General features: G+C 62.4%; 19 protein-coding genes. 10 read left to right on the top strand and 9 right to left on the bottom strand.

Going from position 1 to position 17,991, the window contains the following annotated elements; translation table 11 throughout:
* Nucleotides 1-3 precede the first annotated feature (3 nt).
* Both AC07RO_RS21785 and AC07RO_RS21780 read left to right on the top strand, forming a co-directional pair.
* Nucleotides 4-333 carry a hypothetical protein gene (locus AC07RO_RS21785; RefSeq protein WP_282372688.1) on the top strand — a complete coding sequence of 110 codons (330 nt, stop codon included), beginning with the start codon at nucleotides 4-6 and terminating at the stop codon, nucleotides 331-333.
* A gap of 221 nt (nucleotides 334-554) precedes the next feature.
* Nucleotides 555-860: a DUF6482 family protein gene (locus AC07RO_RS21780; protein WP_495087060.1), complete on the top strand. Its 306-nt coding sequence runs from the start codon at nucleotides 555-557 to the stop codon at nucleotides 858-860.
* A gap of 159 nt (nucleotides 861-1,019) precedes the next feature.
* Here AC07RO_RS21780 and adhP read toward each other — a convergent pair whose 3' ends face one another.
* The 5 genes from adhP to AC07RO_RS21755 all read right to left on the bottom strand — a co-directional run bounded on the left by adhP (nucleotide 1,020) and on the right by AC07RO_RS21755 (nucleotide 5,904).
* Nucleotides 1,020-2,051: an alcohol dehydrogenase AdhP gene (gene adhP / locus AC07RO_RS21775; protein ID WP_495087059.1), complete on the bottom strand. Its 1,032-nt coding sequence runs from the start codon at nucleotides 2,049-2,051 to the stop codon at nucleotides 1,020-1,022.
* A gap of 381 nt (nucleotides 2,052-2,432) precedes the next feature.
* On the bottom strand, nucleotides 2,433-3,218 hold the full coding sequence (locus AC07RO_RS21770) for a sulfite exporter TauE/SafE family protein (protein WP_282372691.1): 786 nt from the start codon (nucleotides 3,216-3,218) through the stop codon (nucleotides 2,433-2,435).
* 146 nt (nucleotides 3,219-3,364) lie between these two features.
* Nucleotides 3,365-3,868, bottom strand: coding sequence for a cupin domain-containing protein (locus tag AC07RO_RS21765; protein ID WP_495087058.1), 504 nt, complete (start codon nucleotides 3,866-3,868; stop codon nucleotides 3,365-3,367).
* Between the two features lie 71 nt (nucleotides 3,869-3,939).
* A complete protein-coding gene (gene tam, locus AC07RO_RS21760; protein WP_495087057.1) occupies nucleotides 3,940-4,704 on the bottom strand; it encodes a trans-aconitate 2-methyltransferase in 765 nt (254 codons plus the stop codon).
* Between the two features lie 114 nt (nucleotides 4,705-4,818).
* Nucleotides 4,819-5,904 carry a glycoside hydrolase family 3 N-terminal domain-containing protein gene (locus tag AC07RO_RS21755; protein WP_495087056.1) on the bottom strand — a complete coding sequence of 362 codons (1,086 nt, stop codon included), beginning with the start codon at nucleotides 5,902-5,904 and terminating at the stop codon, nucleotides 4,819-4,821.
* Between the two features lie 301 nt (nucleotides 5,905-6,205).
* Between AC07RO_RS21755 and AC07RO_RS21750 the strand changes: the two genes are divergently transcribed.
* From AC07RO_RS21750 to AC07RO_RS21735, 4 genes are all read left to right on the top strand, one after another.
* Nucleotides 6,206-6,553, top strand: coding sequence for a hypothetical protein (locus AC07RO_RS21750; protein ID WP_192172137.1), 348 nt, complete (start codon nucleotides 6,206-6,208; stop codon nucleotides 6,551-6,553).
* A 210-nt stretch (nucleotides 6,554-6,763) separates the two neighbouring features.
* On the top strand, nucleotides 6,764-7,327 hold the full coding sequence (locus AC07RO_RS21745; protein WP_192172138.1) for a type 1 glutamine amidotransferase domain-containing protein: 564 nt from the start codon (nucleotides 6,764-6,766) through the stop codon (nucleotides 7,325-7,327).
* A 209-nt stretch (nucleotides 7,328-7,536) separates the two neighbouring features.
* Nucleotides 7,537-8,202, top strand: a complete 666-nt coding sequence (locus AC07RO_RS21740; RefSeq protein ID WP_495087055.1) for a glycosyltransferase family 2 protein — start codon at nucleotides 7,537-7,539, stop codon at nucleotides 8,200-8,202.
* A 142-nt stretch (nucleotides 8,203-8,344) separates the two neighbouring features.
* Entirely contained in the window at nucleotides 8,345-9,619 is a 1,275-nt protein-coding gene (locus AC07RO_RS21735) for an Nramp family divalent metal transporter (protein ID WP_495087071.1), read from the top strand.
* 263 nt (nucleotides 9,620-9,882) lie between these two features.
* Here the strand turns inward: AC07RO_RS21735 and AC07RO_RS21730 are convergent, their stop codons facing one another.
* Both AC07RO_RS21730 and AC07RO_RS21725 read right to left on the bottom strand, forming a co-directional pair.
* Nucleotides 9,883-10,368 carry a copper chaperone PCu(A)C gene (locus AC07RO_RS21730; RefSeq protein WP_495087054.1) on the bottom strand — a complete coding sequence of 162 codons (486 nt, stop codon included), beginning with the start codon at nucleotides 10,366-10,368 and terminating at the stop codon, nucleotides 9,883-9,885.
* Nucleotides 10,368-10,976 (bottom strand): SCO family protein, encoded by a 609-nt coding sequence (locus AC07RO_RS21725; protein WP_495087053.1) that lies wholly within the window; start codon nucleotides 10,974-10,976, stop codon nucleotides 10,368-10,370. The genes AC07RO_RS21730 and AC07RO_RS21725 overlap by 1 nt, the downstream gene beginning before the upstream one ends.
* Before the next feature lie 440 nt (nucleotides 10,977-11,416).
* Here AC07RO_RS21725 and AC07RO_RS21720 point away from each other — a divergent pair, with 440 nt between their 5' ends.
* From AC07RO_RS21720 to AC07RO_RS21710, 3 genes are read left to right on the top strand one after another with little or no spacing between them, the layout of a single operon-like run.
* Complete coding sequence (locus AC07RO_RS21720) at nucleotides 11,417-12,448, top strand: acyl-CoA dehydrogenase family protein (protein ID WP_495087052.1); 1,032 nt, start codon at nucleotides 11,417-11,419, stop codon at nucleotides 12,446-12,448.
* Complete coding sequence (locus AC07RO_RS21715; protein WP_495087051.1) at nucleotides 12,445-13,206, top strand: PIG-L deacetylase family protein; 762 nt, start codon at nucleotides 12,445-12,447, stop codon at nucleotides 13,204-13,206. Before AC07RO_RS21720 ends, AC07RO_RS21715 begins: the two co-directional genes overlap by 4 nt.
* Nucleotides 13,203-13,802 carry an SAM-dependent methyltransferase gene (locus AC07RO_RS21710; protein WP_495087050.1) on the top strand — a complete coding sequence of 200 codons (600 nt, stop codon included), beginning with the start codon at nucleotides 13,203-13,205 and terminating at the stop codon, nucleotides 13,800-13,802. The genes AC07RO_RS21715 and AC07RO_RS21710 overlap by 4 nt, the downstream gene beginning before the upstream one ends.
* 8 nt (nucleotides 13,803-13,810) lie before the next feature.
* Here AC07RO_RS21710 and AC07RO_RS21705 read toward each other — a convergent pair whose 3' ends face one another.
* A complete protein-coding gene (locus tag AC07RO_RS21705) occupies nucleotides 13,811-14,542 on the bottom strand; it encodes a GNAT family N-acetyltransferase (protein ID WP_495087049.1) in 732 nt (243 codons plus the stop codon).
* 82 nt (nucleotides 14,543-14,624) lie between these two features.
* Nucleotides 14,625-14,972 (bottom strand): hypothetical protein, encoded by a 348-nt coding sequence (locus AC07RO_RS21700; RefSeq protein WP_192172147.1) that lies wholly within the window; start codon nucleotides 14,970-14,972, stop codon nucleotides 14,625-14,627.
* Nucleotides 14,973-15,522: 550 nt separating this feature from the next.
* Here AC07RO_RS21700 and AC07RO_RS21695 point away from each other — a divergent pair.
* Nucleotides 15,523-17,925: a glucose/quinate/shikimate family membrane-bound PQQ-dependent dehydrogenase gene (locus tag AC07RO_RS21695; protein ID WP_495087048.1), complete on the top strand. Its 2,403-nt coding sequence runs from the start codon at nucleotides 15,523-15,525 to the stop codon at nucleotides 17,923-17,925.
* The last annotated feature ends 66 nt before the right edge of the window (nucleotides 17,926-17,991 follow it).

Raw genomic sequence — 17,991 nt, 5'->3', positions numbered from 1 at the left:
ACCATGAACCTGAACAACCAACCTACCATTGATCAATTGGCTCGACTGTTCGCCGCACGCAAGGATTCCCTTGATAGCCACATCCTCTGGGTGTGCGAGGAAGGCAACGTGCACATGGACGGCCTGGGTGCCTGCACCGAGGAAGAACAATTCGAGAGTCAGCATCCGCGCATGCGTGCCCGGCTGAAGATGTACCGCAAGGGCCACGGTTATGTCGGCAAGAAGGCCGCGGCGGACAAGCAGTTCCTCGGCCAGGTACTGGAAACCCTGAGCAGTGAATGGGGCGCCGTGCAGCAAGCGCCTGGCCTGCGCGTTATTGACAAGCTCTGCTGATTGAAAAGCCGTTGCCTGCCTGTTTTCGATGGGCAGGCAACGGTGGTTTTTTTCGCGGCGCTGATCCCGTTGCAAGCCCCCGCCAACGCCCCCTCGTCCGCCTCCCCTGTTTACGTTGAACTTGGCACCGCCATCCTCTTCCAATGCAAGCGAACCGCGTCGACGGTTCCGCATCAATCCATGGAACAGACAACGCCCGCGTGCGTAATTAAGGTGCCGTAATGGATCTGGACAAGCTCAGCAAACACGTCAAGGCCGGGGAAGTCACCGAGGTCAATCTGGTGTCGATCGAAGGTGGCTCGTATGCCATCCATGCGCTCATGGACGGCAAGTCCAATGCCGTTAACAGCCCGGACGGCAAAGCGCTGCACGTGGCCTCGGTCGACGAAGCGCGCAAATGCCTGTCGTCCCTTCAGGACGTGAAGCTGTTCATCGTGCACCCGGTGGTCTACGACGAAATGGTCGGGCAGCCGCACACCACACCCGAAGCGCCCCGCCAGCCTATTCCGTTCCGCTCGGGGAACTGACCTGAATGCGCGCCGGTTCTTGCTGGATGCACGCGGTGCAGTAGGACCGGCTTCAGCCGGGAAGAGGCCAGTGAGACCACCCTCAATTCTGCGGCGTGACGACTGATGCCTTCCCGGCTAAAGCCGGTCCTAATGGGTGCATGGGGCAGTTATCGTCAATCACCCGCGAAAATCGATGACGATCCTCGACTGTACTTCGCCGTCCCCCAACTCCCTGAACACCTGATTGATCTCGGCCAACGGCCGCAACTCGATGTCGGCCTTCACCTTGCCTTCGGCGGCGAAGGCCAAGGCTTCGGCCATGTCCTGCCGAGTGCCGACGAACGAGCCGCGTACGGTGATGCAGTTGGCGACCACCTCGAACAGCGACAGCGGAAACTCGCCCGGCGGCAGCCCGACCAGCACGCACGTGCCACGTTTGCGCGTCATGCCCACCCCTTGTTTGAACGCCGCCAGCGAAGGGGCGGTGATCAGCACGCCGTGCGCCCCGCCATCGGTGACGTCCCTGACGGCCTGCACCGGATCACCCGCACGGACGTTCACCACCGCGTCTGCACCCAGCCTGGTGGCATGGGTCAGTTTGCCGTCGTCGACATCCACCGCACACACGCGCAGGCCCATGGCTTTGGCGTACTGCACGGCCAAATGCCCTAAGCCGCCAATCCCCGAAATCACGATCCACTGACCCGGCCTGACATCGGCCTCCTTGATGCCTTTGTAGGTGGTGACCCCGGCGCAGATGATCGGCGCGGCTTCATGGGGTGCGAGCCCGGCCGGAATGTGCGCCACGTATTCAGGGTCGGCGAGAATGTATTCGGCGAACCCGCCATTGCGGGTATAGCCGCCGAACTCGGCGCTGGCGCACACGGTTTCCCACGCGCTCAGGCAATACTCGCAGTGACCGCACGCTGAATACAGCCACGGCACGCCGACGCGATCGCCTTCGCCCACACTGGTCACGCCAGCCCCCAGGGCCACCACGATGCCGATGCCTTCATGTCCCGGAATGAAGGGCAGCGAAGGCTTCACCGGCCAGTCTCCCCGTGCCGCGTGCAAGTCGGTATGGCACACGCCACAGGCTTCAGTTTTGATCAGGATCTGCCCGGGGCCCGGCGTGGGAATGTCCCACTCGCGAAGCATCAGCGGGCTGCCGAATGCTTCTACAACTGCGGCCTTCATTTTGCCTTTCATGGCGTTTTCCTTTGCCTGAGACGGGCTAAGTTCGAGTAACGGGCGCGAATGATCAGTCATGGAATTGCCTCATGAGCCTCCCACGATCGCGATGTGCTTGGCGGTGGCTGACCTGAATCAACCGACGGCCAGTGTGCTCGCCTGAAGTGACCCGGTATTGATCTGGATCAACAAGTCCTGTTCATCGAGACGCAGCGCTATTGGGGGGCAGACAAGAAGTCAGCTCAGAGGTGCAGGCGCTGAATGTCCTGCAGCAAACACATACCTTGTGGGAGTGAGCTTGCTCACGAAGACGGCATTTCGGCCGCTGGAGAGACAGCGGATGCCCCCCAGCAAACCAGCGCCCATGACTGCTACGTCGACAGGCGCATCCATGCAGCGTTAAAACACCAGCTTGTACCCGATCGCCAGCAGCATCAGCGCCAGACATGGACGAAGAATGGCGTCGGGGATGCGGCCGGTCAGGTGGCTGCCGATGTAGATGCCGGGCAGCGAGCCCATCAGCAGGTAGCCCAGCATCGACCAGTTCATGTTGCCCATGCTCGCGTGGCCGATGCCGGCGATCAGGGTCAGGGGCACGGCGTGGGCGATTTCGGTGCCAACCAGGCGACGGGTTTCGAGGAAGGGATAAAGCAGGAACAACGCCACCGTGCCGAGGGCGCCGGCGCCGATGGACGTCAGCGCGACCATGGTGCCGAGGATGACGCCGGTCAGCACCGTCAGCCCGTTCAGCATTCTGCTGCTGAGGCGATAACGATCCCCGGCGTGGCGCTGAGCAAACGCCAGCAGGCGCTTTTTGAAAAAGATCGCCAGCGCGGTCAGCAGCAGCACCACACCCAGCGCTTGTTTGATCACCTGATTCATCGCGTCCGGCGCGGTGTGCAGGCTGCTCAGGAACCAGAGCGTCAGGCCAGCGGCCGGCACGCTGCCCAGAGTCAGCCAGCCGGTGATGCCCCAGTCGATGTTGTCGTTCTTTTTGTGAACCAGCACGCCGCCGCTTTTGGTGATGGCGGCGTACAGCAGATCAGTGCCCACTGCGGTGGCGGGATTGATGCCAAACCACAGCAGGATCGGGGTCATCAGCGATCCACCGCCCACCCCCGTCATGCCTACGATGAAACCGACCACCAGCCCTGCGACGACGAAACCTGCGTTGCCAAAATCCATTGCTCTGCCTGACTGCACATTCAAAAGCCGGCGGGCAGGATAGCGATTTTTGCTCTAAGGACTGCTGTTTTTCTTATATCGCGCCTAGATCGAGACGTTCTATGGTTATAACCAAATGGGTTACGGGCACAGGGCTGCCGATTGAATCAAGGCTCGCCCTCCCAGTAAGCCAGTGTCGCATCAGGACGCTGCACGGCCGCAAACGCACGTGCTCCGTTGATGGTGACCATCGCCTGATACTTGCCGGAGTCCGGGTATTCGCACACTTCCGGCGTCTCGCGGGTGCTGATGGATAAATACTTCAGCGGCGCGTCAGAGGTGTTGATGATCTGGTGGGGATACTCAGGCCCCGGCGGAATGAAGATCACATCGCCGCTGCGGATCGGGAGCATTTCACCCGCCACGCGCAAGGTGCCCTGCCCGTTCAGAATGACGAACATTTCTTCCTGCGCGTAATGAAAATGATAAGGGCACGAGCGCTTGCCGGGTGCGACGATGTCCACCGACGCGCCCAGTTTCTGCGCGGCGGTGCCGGTGCCCAGGCGGGCGGCATGGCTTTCGTACAGCGGGTCGCGGCGCTCGTGTTGCAGCGGCACTTCATTGAAATTGCGAATCAGCCGTGCGGCCAGTTCGCCGGGGTCATTGCTCATGCTCACTCCATCAGAAAAAGGCGGTGTCGATCACGGCTCGCAACACAGCGGCTTAACGCAAGCCGCAGGCTTCAACGTGTCGCAACGATGAACAAGCGCGGGAACGGCAGCAGCACCGTGCCGTCGTCCAGCGCGGGGTAGGCCTGGCTGATCGCCTGCAAATAGGTGTCGAGAAAATCCTGCTGCGCCGCTTCGTCGAGCTTTTGCAGATAGGGCCGCAGCGCCGAACCCTTGAACCACTCGACCACTGCCCCATGCCCGCCGGCAAGCGGATGGTGATACGTGGTGCGCCAGACATCGACCTCGGCGCAATGCCCTTGCAGCAGTTCGAAGTAATAGGCGGCAGGGTGTCGGTCGGGGTGCTTGACGTCGCCAATCCTGCTCGCCCACTCCGCACTCGCCGCGATGTCACGGGCCAGACGATGGGCAGGCTCCTCCAGGTTGTCCGGCGTCTGCACCACCAGCACGCCACCAGGGTTGAGCAGGCTGACCAGCCGCGGGTACAGCGTCGCGTGGTCAGGCACCCATTGCAGCGACGCGTTGGCGAGAATCACGTCGTAAGTCTGTGCCGGGTTCCAACTGCCGATGTCGGCGAGTTCGAATGCAACATTCGGCAGCCGCTGACGGGCGTCGCGCAGCATGTCGTCGGAGCTGTCCACCCCGGTCACCGTAGCCTCCGGGAAGCGCTCGGCCAGCACTTCGGTGGAGTTGCCGGGACCGCAGCCGAGGTCGACTGCGGTGTGCGCCGAGGCCAGAGGAATGGCGGCGACGAGGTCGCGGACCGGTCGGGTGCGTTGCTGCTCGAACATGGAATACTGCCTGGCGGACCAGCTCATCGTGCCTTCCTTCTGGGTGGACAGAGTGGCGAGAGTAGAACGCGCGGGCCGCGAGTACAAATAGGGTGAGCGATGAGCTGCAAGCTGCACGTGGTCGGCAGCAACAGCGGGTGTTCAGATCATGACTCGGCGGGTGAGATGACCGCCTGAGACCGGGTAGGACACGTACAGGCCTGAGTCCACTTGGGCTCTCGACCTTTGGGCGTGGGCGCGAACTGTGTGCGCGGCTGCAAGCAGGGTTTGCGCATCCAGTCCTCCATTGTTTACGGCATCGACGATGGCGCGCGAGATGTCGTCAAGCCCGGCCTCCGCCGACAGGAGCAACAGGTGCGCACCGGCATTCAGGGCGGCGACGGCGGTGTCGGCGATGCTGTTGCCGCGCAGGATGGAAACGGCGTCGAGGTCGTCGGACACGATCAGCCCTTCAAAACCCAACGCATCCCTTAGCAGGCCGATGATCGCCGCCGAGGTGCTGGCCGACTGCTGCGGATCCAGCGCCGGGAACACCGCAGGCCCGGGCATGATTGCGCCAACGCCTGCGGCAATGACCTGCCTGAACACCTCCAGCCCGTCGCTGAGCGCGGCGGCGTTGTCGGGCACAGTAGCCCGCGCCACCGCCGGGTCGTGCTCGACCTGGTAATGACCCGGAAAGTGTTTGGCCGTGGCAATCACGCCGGCACGCTGCACACCCCGGATGAACGCGCAGGCAATGCGCGCCACTTCGGCGGCATCGGGCACGAGGTTGCGCTGGTGCAGCCAGGGGTTGACCCCGCTGACCACGTCCACAATCGGCGCCAGGAACAGATTGACGCCCATGACCCTGGCCGAGCTGGCCATTTCATAACAGCGCGACTCGATGTCGGCGGTGCTCATGTGGGTCAGTTCGGTCGAGCTCGGCATACCGGGCACCAGACCGTGCAAGCGCTGGATGCCGCCGAGCTCCTGATCCACGGCGATCAGCACCGGCGCCGCCGCGCACAGTGCCGCCTCCCTGGCGATCGCGGAAAACTGCGCATCGGTTTCTTCCCGGCGGCGCTCGAAACTCATGTTTCGGGCCAGGTACTCATCACGCGTCTCACCCAGCAGGATCGATACGCCGCCAGCGTGTAGATGGCGGCGCACAGGTTCGTCCAGCGCCAGGCTGGCAATCGCCGGCATCAGGACTGACCGGGCAGCCCGTTGCAGTTCGTCGTGTGACATGTGTTCTCCGTCATTCAGGCCGTAACGAACGGGCACATGCTTAAGTGAGCGCTCGTTTTCGCTCACTCTATTCGTGGATCGAGCAATATGCAAACCAATCGAGCAATAAGCAGCGATCGACTGAGGGAACCCATTGATCAGGATGACCCGTCCAGAAGCTCGGTGACGGCAGCGCAAGCCAGGCTTTAACCCGCGGTGAAATATTTCAAAGCGTGCGCTTTTCATTTGCACGGTTGCTGGTCAACATAGGCGCCCATCGACCCGATCAAATTGTTTTCGTTTTCTAATTCAGGATGAATTGATGCGCCGTTTATCACCGTACTCGTTACTGGGCTGCGCCATCGCCGTAGTGCTGGCCGGTTGCAGCTCTACGCCGAACAACCCGTCGTTTAATTTCGATACCGCCAAGACGCCATCTGACTACGCCAAATGCATCTACCCCAAGTGGCAGCAGATCAAGCCGGGCACGACCATGACCGAGAGCAAGGGTCACTACAAACTGCTGATCTCCGGCAAGATCGCCTCCGATGAAATTCTCGAGGTCTACAAAGGCAACCCCAATACCCGGGTTTTCCTGTACCAGCGCGCCCCGCTGTCGTCGGCCTTTGGCCGCAATGCATTGGAAAAAGCGGTCCGCGAGTGCTTGTGACGACGGTGTCATTACGCTGCGCCGTTTCGTCGCACGGCGGTGATCCCGGCGCCCGAAATCCGGGTGCTTAGCCTGAGTCGTCGCCATCGACCTTCAGCCCGGCCACGCAATCAGGCTGAACTTTCGCTTTTCCGTTTCCCTCTGAAAGTGACACCGCCCGCTGATAGCGGGCGCAGTTCAGCACTTTTTATTTCAGAGGAAAGCGAAAACATGAGCAATCAACTGAACGGCAAGAAGGTTTTGATCATTACGTCCAACACCGGCATCGAGCGCGACGAACTGCTCAAGCCGCTGGAAGCGTTGAAGGGTCAGGGTGCTGCGGTGACCCACGCCTCCATCGAAGGCGGCACTGCGCAACTGTTCCTGAACGACACCGACAAAGACGCCGTCGTGACCTCCGACACCAAGCTGGCCGGCCTGTCTGCCAATGATTTCGATGCACTGGTCATCCCCGGCGGCACGGTCAACGCCGACACCCTGCGCCAGGACAGCGATGCCCAGAAACTGGTCAAGGCGTTCGCCGACGCAGGGAAGACCGTCGCGTCGATCTGCCACGGCCCATGGCTGCTGATCGATGCCGGCGTGATCAAAGGCAAAACCCTGACCTCTTACCCAAGTGTGCGCACTGACCTGGTCAATGCCGGCGCGGCCAATTGGGTTGATGCCGAGGTCAAGGAATGCCCGGCCAACGGCTGGACTCTGATCACCTCCCGCACCCCGGACGATCTGCCAGCGTTCAACGAGGCCATCGCCAAGGCACTGCTGGCGGGCTGAACCCTGATTCCCACGCCGTAGGGTCTCGCCGTAACGCAAAGCCATCGACGCCGCTATTCAGCGGCGTCGTTGCGTTTGGGATATGCCTCAACGCTGCCAGGCGAGTTGGTGGTCTTCGTAAACGAAAATACTTGAAACCAAATTTCCCTCGCTTCGGTCGACATCGAAGGACGCCGCGATCAGCGCAGGTGCCGAGACGAGACACTTCAATGATTGGAATTATTGTCCCCGCGCACAACGAAGAAGATTTCCTGGACGACTGCATCAAGTCGCTGATCGCCGCTTCTGTCCATGAAGACCTCCACGGCGAGCCCGTGGAAATCCTGATCATGCTCGATGACTGCTCCGACGCTTCGGCCCGGGTCGCCGCAGCCCACGGCGTCAACACGCACGTTTGCGCCTACCGCAACGTTGGCATGACCCGTGCCGAAGGCGTACGGCTGATGCTGGAACGTGGCGCGCGCTGGCTGGCGTTCACCGACGCCGACAGCGTAGTGCCCTATGCCTGGCTGGCGCATCAGGTCAGCCTGAATGTGGATGCGGTGTGCGGCATCGTCGAAGTCGATGACTGGTCAGGCCATCCCGACCATGTGCGCCAACGCTATGACGCGCTGTACCGCCCGGTGGATGACCATCGGCACATCCATGGCGCGAACCTGGGCGTCAGCGCCGATGCCTATCAGCGGGCCGGCGGTTTCAAGGCGCTGGCGGCCCATGAAGACGTGCATCTGGTCGCCGATCTGCAACGCATCGGTGCGTCCATCGCGTGGATTTCCGCGAACAGCGTCACCACCAGCGCACGAAAGGACTACCGGTGCAAGGAAGGCTTTGGGGATTATCTAAACTCACTGGCAGCGGCGTCGCTGTCGAGCTGATGGTTGCCGGGCGCACTCGCCAAAACCGCACAGCAGCCCCTGCCTGTCGCCACCTTTGATCACTCAGTGTCCAACGCCGGAATCCTTAATGCCGCCTATCGACCACCCTGCCCGCCCCGGCGACGACACACTCGGCGGGGGCATGCCCAGCGCCAGTGTCGCCATGCCCAAGAGCGGCAACTGGTTCAAGCGGCTGCTCGCGTTCACCGGCCCCGGCTATATGGTCGCCGTGGGCTACATGGATCCGGGCAATTGGGCGACTGACATCGCCGGCGGTTCGAAATTTGGTTACCTGCTGCTGTCGGTTATCTTGCTGTCGAATCTGATGGCCATCGTGTTGCAAGCGCTGTCCGCGCGTCTTGGGATCGTCACCGGTTGGGACCTGGCGCGAGCCTGCCGCGAGCGCTGCAGCCGGCCGGTGTGCATCGCCCTGTGGATTGCCTGCGAGATCGCGATCATCGCCTGCGACCTGGCCGAGGTGATCGGCACCGCCATTGCGCTGAACCTGCTGTTCGGCATTCCGCTGATCTGGGGCGCGGTGATTTCGGCGGTCGATGTGTTTCTTATTTTTCTGCTCATGGGCCGCGGGTTTCGGGCGCTCGAGGCGTTTGTCATCGCACTGCTGCTGGTCATCTTCGGCTGCTTCGCGATCCAGATGGTGCTGGCCCAGCCTGATCTGGCGGAGCTGTTCGCCGGTTTCATTCCCAAGGCCGAGGTGGTCACCAATCCCGAGGCGCTGTACCTGGCAATCGGCATCATTGGTGCGACGGTGATGCCGCACAACTTGTACCTGCACTCCTCCATCGTGCAGACCCGCGCCTATCCGCGCACGGATGAAGGCCGGCGCATCGGCCTGCGCTGGGCAGTGACCGACAGCACCATCGCGCTGACCCTGGCGCTGTTCGTCAATGCGGCGATTCTGATCACTGCGGCAACGGTCTTTCACAAGGCCGGCAAGATCGACGTGGTGGAAATCGAACAGGCCTACCATTTGCTCTCGCCGATGCTGGGCGTGGGCATGGCGTCGATGCTGTTCGGCGTAGCGTTGCTGGCGTCGGGGATAAACTCCACAGTCACGGCGACCCTGGCCGGGCAGATCGTCATGGAAGGCTTTCTGCGTATGCGCCTGCCGGGCTGGATCCGCCGCCTGCTGACCCGTGGGCTGGCGATCATTCCGGTGATTGTGGTGACCAGCATCTATGGGGCTCAGGGCACGGCTAAATTGCTGGTACTGAGTCAGGTCATCCTGTCGATGCAACTGCCCTTCGCCATCGTGCCGCTGGTGCGCTTCGTGTCGGACCGCAAGCTGATGGGCGATTTCGTGACCGGGCCCATTCTGACGACCCTGGCCTGGGGCATCGCGCTGTTGATCATCGTGCTGAACGTGGTGTTGCTGCTGGGGGCGTTTGGGGATTGAAGCGTGTCCAACAGGAGAACGCATTCTATTTGTGGGACCGGCTTTAGCCGGGAAGACGCCGGTTCGAACACCATCAATTCTGCGGCGTGGCACCTGAGGCCTTCCCGGCTGAAGCCGGTCCTACTGAGGTACGCGGTGTCTTCGTGGGACTGGCTTTAGCCGGGAAGACGCTGGGTCGAGCACCCTCTTTTCTGCGGCCTGGCACCTGAGGCCTTCCCGGCTGAAGCCGGTCCTACGAGAGGTTCGCAGATAAGCGCTCCTGCTTAATGCGTCATTCCGTGGTCATGGGCCATGTCCATCGGGGCTGTCGCGGCGCGGGCCGGTGCGGTGACGTTCACCACTTCGGTCTCGCCCTCGGCGTTCTTCACGGTCAGGGTCAGTGGCACCTGGTCGCCCTCTTTGATCTGACCATTCAGGCCCATTAGCATGACGTGGTAGCCATCGGGGTCCAGCGCCACGGTCTCGCCCGCAGGCAGCGGCACGGCGTCGACCGGGCCCATGCGCATGACGTCGTTGGTCATGCTCATCTCGTGGATCTGCACGTCCTTCGCCACCGGCGAGCTGACGCTGAGCAGCGTGCTGTCGGTGTCGGCGGTGATGTGCATGAAGGCACCGGATGAAGGCTGCCCGGCCACCGTTGCACGCACCCACGGATCCTCGACCCGCGTCTGCGCAACCGCACTCAGGCTGACGCCGGCCAACAGAGAGACAAGCAACGTGCGCGATACAGCATTCAACAAAGCATTCATCAGCAGACTTCCATGACAGTGAGCAAATCTTCCGCGCATTGCTTGGCGGAAAGCGAAGGCGACAGCCCCAGGCGCAGGTTACCCCGGGAGTCGAACACGAAGCTGATGGCGGTGTGGGACATGGTGTAGGTGTTTCCCGCCGGGACCTTTTCGTAGAACACGCCGAATTCTTTGGCGACGTGGGCGGTCTCTTCCAGCGTGCCGCGCAGGGCAACGAACGTCGGATCGAACTGTTTGACGTAGGCGTCGAGTATCTGCGGCGTGTCGCGCTCGGGGTCGACGGTGATGAAGATCACCTGCAGCGTCTTGCCGTCCTCGCCCATCATCTTTTTGATCTGCGCAGCGCGGGCCAGCGCCGTGGGGCACACCGCCGGGCACTGGGTGAAGCCGAAAAACACCATCGGCATCAACCCGCGATAACTCGACAGGGTTTTGACCTCACCGTCGGTGTCGGTCAACTTGAAGGTCCGGCCCATGATCTTGTTGCTCAGATCTTTGCCGTACTTGAAATCCAGCGCAGTGGTCGAACCGTCACAGCCGGCCAGCAGGCCCAGCCCCATCAGGCCCATGCCGGTGACCACCTGACGGCGGGTCAGAAACTCATTCATCTGGCAAACTCTCGAAAGCAGCGGCTGGCGCCAACGCCAACCCTTTTTTCGTCCACCTCGCCGGGCGCAGGCGTTGATTGGCAGTCGCACTGCAGCAGCGAGGGACGAAGCGAAAAAAAACAGGTGCCCGACAGTGTCGCGCAAAACCGGCTTGAATAGGTTACGAGCGGATTTTACGCAGGCCATCCGACGACGCTGCACGCCTTGACGCCCATGGGTCGGGAAACGCCCACTGCGACAAAACCGCGCACCTGACTGCAAGGCGCCGATCACCGCCCTCTTGCGTGCTCCCTGCCAGAGGCAACCGAACCGGCTGGCAGAAGAAATGTTTGAACCCCGCCCCGCCGGCGCTGCCGAATTCCATCAGCAGGCCGCGCAAGCGGGCCAGGCAAAAGCCCGCGCACCTCGCGTCGGCGTCAACGGGTCGGAGACAGTCAGCCATGCGGGACGATGCACAAGGACTTGAATCACTGCTGGCGGATTTCGCCCACCGTGACAATCCCCACGTGCCGGACGCGCCCCTGCGGCACGCCATGCAGCGCTGCCTCGACAGCGGAATCGATCAACTGCCGTTGCCCGGCAGCGGTCGCACCCTCGAACGCTGGCGCCAATTGGCAACCGTGGCGGGCCTGGATCTGGCGCTGCTCAAACTCTACGAGGGCCATACCGACGCCCTTGCCATTCTGAAAGAGCTTGGCGCCGCGCCTTTCGAAGCACCCGGCATCTGGGGCGTGTGGGCCGCCGAACCGCCCGACGCCAAGGTCGGCGTCAGCCAGCGCCACGGCGACAAGGTCCGCCTCAACGGCCGCAAGGCCTGGTGCTCCGGCGCCCAACAGCTGGATTACGCCCTGCTCACCGCCTGGGCCAGCGATGAGGCGCCGCAACTGGTGGCCGTCGATTTGAAGCAGCCGGGCGTTCGCTTCAGCAGCGAGACCTGGCAGGCCGTGGGCATGGCCGGGACCGCCAGCGGCGATGTGCACTTCGACGGCGCGGTCGGCATTTGCGTGGGCAACAACGGCGACTATCTGACCCGGCCAGGGTTCTGGCAAGGCGGCGCCGGGATCGCTGCCGCTTGGTACGGCGCGGCAGTGGCGCTGGCGAAAAGCTTGCGCGCGCACCGACACCACGGACGGCCAGAACCCCACGCCGACGCCCATCTGGGCAGCGTCGATGCAGCGCTGTGTGGCGCGGCGGCGGCCTTGCGCGAATGCGCGTCATGGATCGACGCCCATCCGCAGGACGACGCGAGCCTGAGGGTGCAGCGCCTGCGGGCGCAGGTCGAGATGGCGGTTGAACAGGTGTGCCGACATGTCGGCCGGGCGCTGGGCGCAACACCGTTCTGCCGCGATCCGCACTTTGCGCGGCTGGCCGCCGACCTCCAGGTGTTTATCCGACAAAGCCACGCCGAGCGTGACCTGGCGCATCTGGGCCAGCGAGTCGCCACGGTCGAACCCGAGGATTGGTCCCTATGAACGAAGCACAGCCATTCGGCGTCAGCGGGACACCGTTGAGCGCCTGGGAGAACAGCGTGGCGTTGCGCGGTGTGCGCCCGATCACCCTGGAAGAACTGGTTCCACCCGGCTCCCGCCTGATCGTGCTCGCGCCGCATCCCGACGACGAGGTGCTGACCTGCGGCGGACTGCTCGCAGCGATGGCCCAGCGGCAGAACGATGTGCACCTGGTTGCCGTCACCGACGGCGAAGGCAGCCATCCGCACTCGCCGCTGTGGCCCATGCAACGCCTGCGCACCGAGCGTCGGCGGGAAAGCCAGCAAGCCGTCGCGCACCTGGGCCTGGACGTGTCGAGGTTGTCTTGGCAACGGCTCGGCATGGGCGATGGTCAGGTTGCGGAGCATGCCGAGTCATTGATTGCGCTGCTCAGCGAAGACCTGCGTCCCTCGGATGTGTTGCTGACCACCTGGCGCCACGACGGCCACTGCGACCACGAAGCCGTCGGCCATTGCGCGGCCCAGGCGGTGGCCAACATCGGCGCGACACTGGTGGAAATTCCGGTGTGGGCCTGGCATTGGGCGGAACCGAATGACCCGCGTATCCCTTGGGAACAGGCCCGCAAATTCTGGCTCAGCGATGAGCAACTGCGGCGCAAGCGTGAAGCCATCGGTGCTCACTTGAGCCAGCTGGAAAACGACCCGAGCACCGGCGCGCCCGCGGTGCTGAACCCGCAAACGCTGGAGCGTCTGCTTCAACCCTTCGAACTGGTGTTTCTGTGAGCATCACAGGTGAGTATTTCGACGAACTGTTCGCCAGCAGCGACGACCCTTGGGCCTTTCGCACCCGTTGGTACGAGCATCGCAAACGCGATCTGACCCTCGCCTCCCTGCCGCGCCAGCGCTACGCGCGCATCTTCGAGCCAGGCTGCGCCAATGGCGAATTGAGCCTGCGCCTGGCCGAACGGTGCGACGCATTGTTGTGCATGGACCTCAGCCCCCGGGCCGTCACCCTGGCCCGCGATCGCCTGAGTGCGCACGCCCATGTGCAAGTGCTGGAAGGTTGTCTGCCCCAGGACTGGCCTGCCGGGCAATTCGATCTGGTGGTGATCAGCGAATGGGCCTATTACCTGACGCCGGATGCCTTTGGCGAGATCATTGAGCGCATTCGTGAAAGCCTCACGCCCGATGGCGCGGTGCTGGCGTGCCACTGGCTGCACCCCATCGAAGGCTGCCCCATGGAAGGCCGCGAAGTGCATCAGGCCCTCGCGCGGCACTTGGCGATGGAACGCACGCTGCATCACGCCGAGCGGGATTTCCTGCTGGAAATGTGGAGCAAGGACTCACGCGGAATCGACCTCAACGAGGCCGTTCGCTGAGCTTTGGATTAAACAAGCTGCGGGCCGATGAAGGCCTGCGCGCCTGACTCGCCCAGCAGTCCGTTGACGAACAGGCGCGCCTGCCGGGTCAACTGGTCAATGTGCCGATCGCGCTGTTTTTCCGCATCGGTCATCGCACGCTTGCCGTGCTGCTTCAACAGATAGCTGTGGATCTGCCGCACTTCCAGCGAGTTGTAGATCGGCGCGATGTCCAGCACGGCCAACAAGCCGTCGGTTTGCTGGTCACGGGTGTTCATCAACACCTGCGGCCCGCGTGCTCCCAGCACCTGAAAGCCCAGCGCCTCGAACACCGGCACTTTCGCAACGAAGCACGCCAGCTCGGCATGGGGATAGCGTTCGGTCATTTTCTCCAGCATGGCCCGCGCCACGCCCTGACGACGGCGCGCCGTCTGCACTGCCATGTACGCCACGGCGCACGCCTGCGGGTCCTGTTGAACCGGCAGATAGAGCAAGAAGCCGATGACGACCGAAGGGTCCTCGGCATCCAGCGCCACGATCAATTCCACCGCAATCCCCCGCGATCCGTCCATCGCCTGCACGTACTGATGCACCTCATGGCCGACGCCGTATTGATACAGCGGGTACAACGGATTGCTCGGGGCGATGGCGACCATGCTGAGCTCGGTGACGTAGTCGATCACCATCTGCATAATCTGGCTCTTGATCGATTCCGGCGGCATGGCGTCGAGGCGCATGACGGTAAACGTGGGGCTGGGCATTGTGATCCTGAATCCGGGGTCGGGCGGTGGGTTCGAGCCGTGCATGATACCCGCGCACTGCCTCAATTATCGAACCCTGCCGCTAATGCGAAGCCCAGTGGGACAGTTTGCGCTGGACGTCAGCGGCACCTGCCAGACACTGGCTGGCGGAGTGACCCGGTGCGCTGCGTTCCAGCGTGGTGACCGGCCTGCCGGGAGGGGAATAAATGGTGATCTGCCGTGCCCCCACCGGCTGAAATTCGATGCGGGTGCCGTCTTCCAGATACAGCGCCTCATCGGCGTATTTTCCGTCCATCGCGTGGTAATAAGGCGGAGCGCTCAAGCAGGTGCGCAGGTCGCCGTCGTCGAAGATTTCCACGTAGAACGTGCCGCCGGCATGGGGGCCGGCCCAGAGTCCGGTAAGGTGCTCGGGTGGGGAAGACGCGCTCACGGAGGTGTAATCCACTAACGACAGTCCGGTTGTTTTGGTATTACTGGCGGTGCCACTGCAGCCAGACGCGCACAACACAAACGCCGCACATAATAGCGTTAGTGTGGTTCGCGCTCTGCTAAAACGTTTATGCATAGCGAACTTACTTCCAGCTTGTTATTGACTCGCAGGCTTGATGGAAGTGCAAAGACTTCACTCGTTCATGCGCCTGCGGTAACAAAGTTAGGTGGGGCTGTTTCCGACTCTAGTCTGCCCCCACAACCCCCGCAACTTTGAGCGATGGGATGCACCGGCGCGTGCATGACCTGGCCCCTCTCCAACGCACTCTGTAGCCGCCTTTCCGCCCTCGTCATCGTGAGCCGATCTCGCCCAACGCCGCGCCGTTCGCCATCTGAATGCTTTTCCCCCGTGATCAGATTGCAAACACGGCCTATGCTTCGAAAGAGTGGATGGTCAGTGGCGCTGAAAATTTTATCCAGACTCCAGGTTCCGGAGTTGAACCCCCTATAAGGCGCACAGTCCATGCACTACATCCCAAGGGGGAACATCGATGAATGACTTATCAAAAGCTTCAGGGCTGAGGCGTTTTACTTCCATCATTGCAGGCATCTTTGCCCTGTTTCTGGTGGTTGGCGGTATCTGGCTGCTCTCATTGGGCGGCTCTTTTTATTATCTGTTCCTGGGCGTCGAGCTGCTGGTGTTCGCCGTCCTGTTGTGGCGACGTTCCGCTGCATCGCTCTGGCTCTACGGCGCGCTGATGCTGATCACCGTGGTCTGGGGCCTGTGGGAGGCCGGCACGGATTTCTGGGCGCTGGTACCGCGTTTCGACATCCTCGGGGTGCTGGGTCTGTGGCTGCTGATCCCGGGGGTCACCCGTGACATTCCGGAGCGTCTGAAGCCGGGCAAAACCTTTTTATCCGCGACATTGGCCCTGGCGATCGTGGTGATGGTGTATTCCATCTTCAACGACCCGCAGGAAATCAACGGCAGCATGGCGACGGCGCAACCCGCGCAGCATCAGCCTGTCGAAGGCATCGCCAACGGCGACTGGCCTGCTTACGGCCGCACGCAGTCGGGCACGCGTTATTCCCCGCTGACTCAGATCAACGAAGGCAACGTCAAAGACCTTCAGGTGGCCTGGACCTTCAACAGCGGCGAATCGAAAACCGCCAATGACTCCGGCGAAACCACCAACGAGCTGACGCCGATCAAGGTTGGCGACAACATGTACATCTGCACCACTCACCAGATTCTGGTGGCGCTGGATCCGGCCACCGGTAGAGAGAAGTGGAGATTCGATCCCAAGCTCAAATCCGATCCGTCTTTCCAACACTTGACCTGCCGTGGCGTCGCGTACTTCGATCAGGCTGACACCACTCAGTTTGCAAAAAGCCTGGAAGGCACCCAACCGGTCGCCACCAGTTGCCCGCGCAAGGTGTTCCTGCCGGTCAACGACGGTCGCCTGTTCGCCATTAATGCTGACAACGGCACACCGTGCGCCGACTTCGCCAAAAACGGCGAGCTGGACCTGCTGCACTTGCAGCCCTACCCGTATCCGGGCGGCCTCGAACCCACCTCCCCGCCTGTCGTGACCGGCACCACCGTGATTATCGGCGGTTCGGTGACCGATAACCTGTCGGTGCACGAGCCGTCCGGCGCGATCCGTGGCTACGACGTCAACACCGGCGCGTTGAAGTGGATCTTCGACACTGGTGCCGAAGACCCGAACGCGATTCCGGGCGATGGCAAAACCCTGGTCAACAACTCGCCGAACGCTTGGGCTCCGCTGGCCTATGACGCGAAAACCGACGTGGTCTACGTGCCAACCGGTAACCCGACGCCCGACATCTGGGGCGGCAACCGCACCCCGGTGATGGAGCGTTACGCCAGCTCGATCGTCGCGATGAACGGTTCCACCGGCAAACTGGTGTGGAGCTTCCAGACCACGCACCACGACTTGTGGGACATGGACGTACCGGCCCAGCCTACCCTGGCTGACGTCAAAACCGGCAGCGGCGAAGCCGTCCCTGCGGTGTACGTGCCGACCAAGGCAGGCAACCTGTTCGTGCTGGACCGTCGCGATGGCAAGCCGATCGTGCCTGTTCACGAAATGCAGGTGCCTGCCGGTGAAGCGGCGCCAGGCGATCGGGTCAGCCCGACCCAGCCGCGCTCGGACCTCAATCTGACGTCCGTTCAAACCCTTTCCGACAAGGAGATGTGGGGCGCGACGATGTTTGACCAGCTGGTCTGCCGCGTGATCTTCAAGCAGCTGTCCTACAACGGCCAGTACACGCCGCCGTCCGAGCAAGGGACGCTGGTGTTCCCGGGTAACCTGGGTGTCTTCGAATGGGGCGGTATCTCGGTGAACGCTGACCGTCAGGTCGCGCTGATGAACCCGATGGCCCTGCCGTTCGTGTCCAAGCTGATTCCCCGTGGCCCGAACAACCCGCTGTGGCCTAAAGAAGGGGCCACCGGCAGCGGTACCGAAATGGGCATTCAGCCTCAGTACGGCGTGCCTTACGGCGTTGAAATCAACGCCTTCCTGTCGCCACTCGGCCTGCCGTGCAAAGAGCCGGCGTGGGGCTATGTGGCCGGCGTGGACATGAAGACCCACGACGTGGTCTGGCGCAAACGCATCGGCACCATCCGCGACAGCCTGAAAGGCATCCAGCTGCCGCCGCTGAAAATCGGTGTGCCAATGCTGGGTGGGCCGATCTCCACGGCCGGCAACCTGATGTTCATCGCCGGTACACAGGACAACTACCTGCGCGCCTTCAACGTCACCAACGGCGACCTGCTATGGGAAGCGCGCTTGCCAGCGGGCGGTCAGGCCACGCCGATGACCTATGAGAGCAATGGCAAGCAGTACATTGTGATCATGGCCGGCGGGCATGGCTCGTTTGGTACGAAGATGGGTGACTCGCTGATCGCCTACGCCCTGCCGTCGAAGTAATCAGCGGCTGAGCGGCAACAAAAAGCCCGAGTGATCGGGCTTTTTGTTGTTTGCGATTCAAGTCAT

The sequence above is a fragment of the Pseudomonas sp. GW821-FHT07F05 genome (assembly GCF_059418765.1).
Note: the sequence above shows the minus strand (reverse complement) of the source record. Positions and strands in the feature narration are given on the sequence as shown.

What these genes read in the sequence shown, in the direction of transcription:
- AC07RO_RS21785 (WP_282372688.1), top strand. Translation starts at nt 4, where the DNA reads ATGAACCTGAACAACCAACCTACCATTGATCAATTGGCTCGACTGTTC.
- AC07RO_RS21780 (WP_495087060.1), top strand. Translation starts at nt 555, where the DNA reads ATGGATCTGGACAAGCTCAGCAAACACGTCAAGGCCGGGGAAGTCACC.
- adhP (WP_495087059.1), bottom strand. Translation starts at nt 2,051, where the DNA reads ATGAAAGGCAAAATGAAGGCCGCAGTTGTAGAAGCATTCGGCAGCCCG.
- AC07RO_RS21770 (WP_282372691.1), bottom strand. Translation starts at nt 3,218, where the DNA reads ATGGATTTTGGCAACGCAGGTTTCGTCGTCGCAGGGCTGGTGGTCGGT.
- AC07RO_RS21765 (WP_495087058.1), bottom strand. Translation starts at nt 3,868, where the DNA reads ATGAGCAATGACCCCGGCGAACTGGCCGCACGGCTGATTCGCAATTTC.
- tam (WP_495087057.1), bottom strand. Translation starts at nt 4,704, where the DNA reads ATGAGCTGGTCCGCCAGGCAGTATTCCATGTTCGAGCAGCAACGCACC.
- AC07RO_RS21755 (WP_495087056.1), bottom strand. Translation starts at nt 5,904, where the DNA reads ATGTCACACGACGAACTGCAACGGGCTGCCCGGTCAGTCCTGATGCCG.
- AC07RO_RS21750 (WP_192172137.1), top strand. Translation starts at nt 6,206, where the DNA reads ATGCGCCGTTTATCACCGTACTCGTTACTGGGCTGCGCCATCGCCGTA.
- AC07RO_RS21745 (WP_192172138.1), top strand. Translation starts at nt 6,764, where the DNA reads ATGAGCAATCAACTGAACGGCAAGAAGGTTTTGATCATTACGTCCAAC.
- AC07RO_RS21740 (WP_495087055.1), top strand. Translation starts at nt 7,537, where the DNA reads ATGATTGGAATTATTGTCCCCGCGCACAACGAAGAAGATTTCCTGGAC.
- AC07RO_RS21735 (WP_495087071.1), top strand. Translation starts at nt 8,345, where the DNA reads ATGCCCAGCGCCAGTGTCGCCATGCCCAAGAGCGGCAACTGGTTCAAG.
- AC07RO_RS21730 (WP_495087054.1), bottom strand. Translation starts at nt 10,368, where the DNA reads ATGAATGCTTTGTTGAATGCTGTATCGCGCACGTTGCTTGTCTCTCTG.
- AC07RO_RS21725 (WP_495087053.1), bottom strand. Translation starts at nt 10,976, where the DNA reads ATGAATGAGTTTCTGACCCGCCGTCAGGTGGTCACCGGCATGGGCCTG.
- AC07RO_RS21720 (WP_495087052.1), top strand. Translation starts at nt 11,417, where the DNA reads ATGCGGGACGATGCACAAGGACTTGAATCACTGCTGGCGGATTTCGCC.
- AC07RO_RS21715 (WP_495087051.1), top strand. Translation starts at nt 12,445, where the DNA reads ATGAACGAAGCACAGCCATTCGGCGTCAGCGGGACACCGTTGAGCGCC.
- AC07RO_RS21705 (WP_495087049.1), bottom strand. Translation starts at nt 14,542, where the DNA reads ATGCCCAGCCCCACGTTTACCGTCATGCGCCTCGACGCCATGCCGCCG.
- AC07RO_RS21695 (WP_495087048.1), top strand. Translation starts at nt 15,523, where the DNA reads ATGAATGACTTATCAAAAGCTTCAGGGCTGAGGCGTTTTACTTCCATC.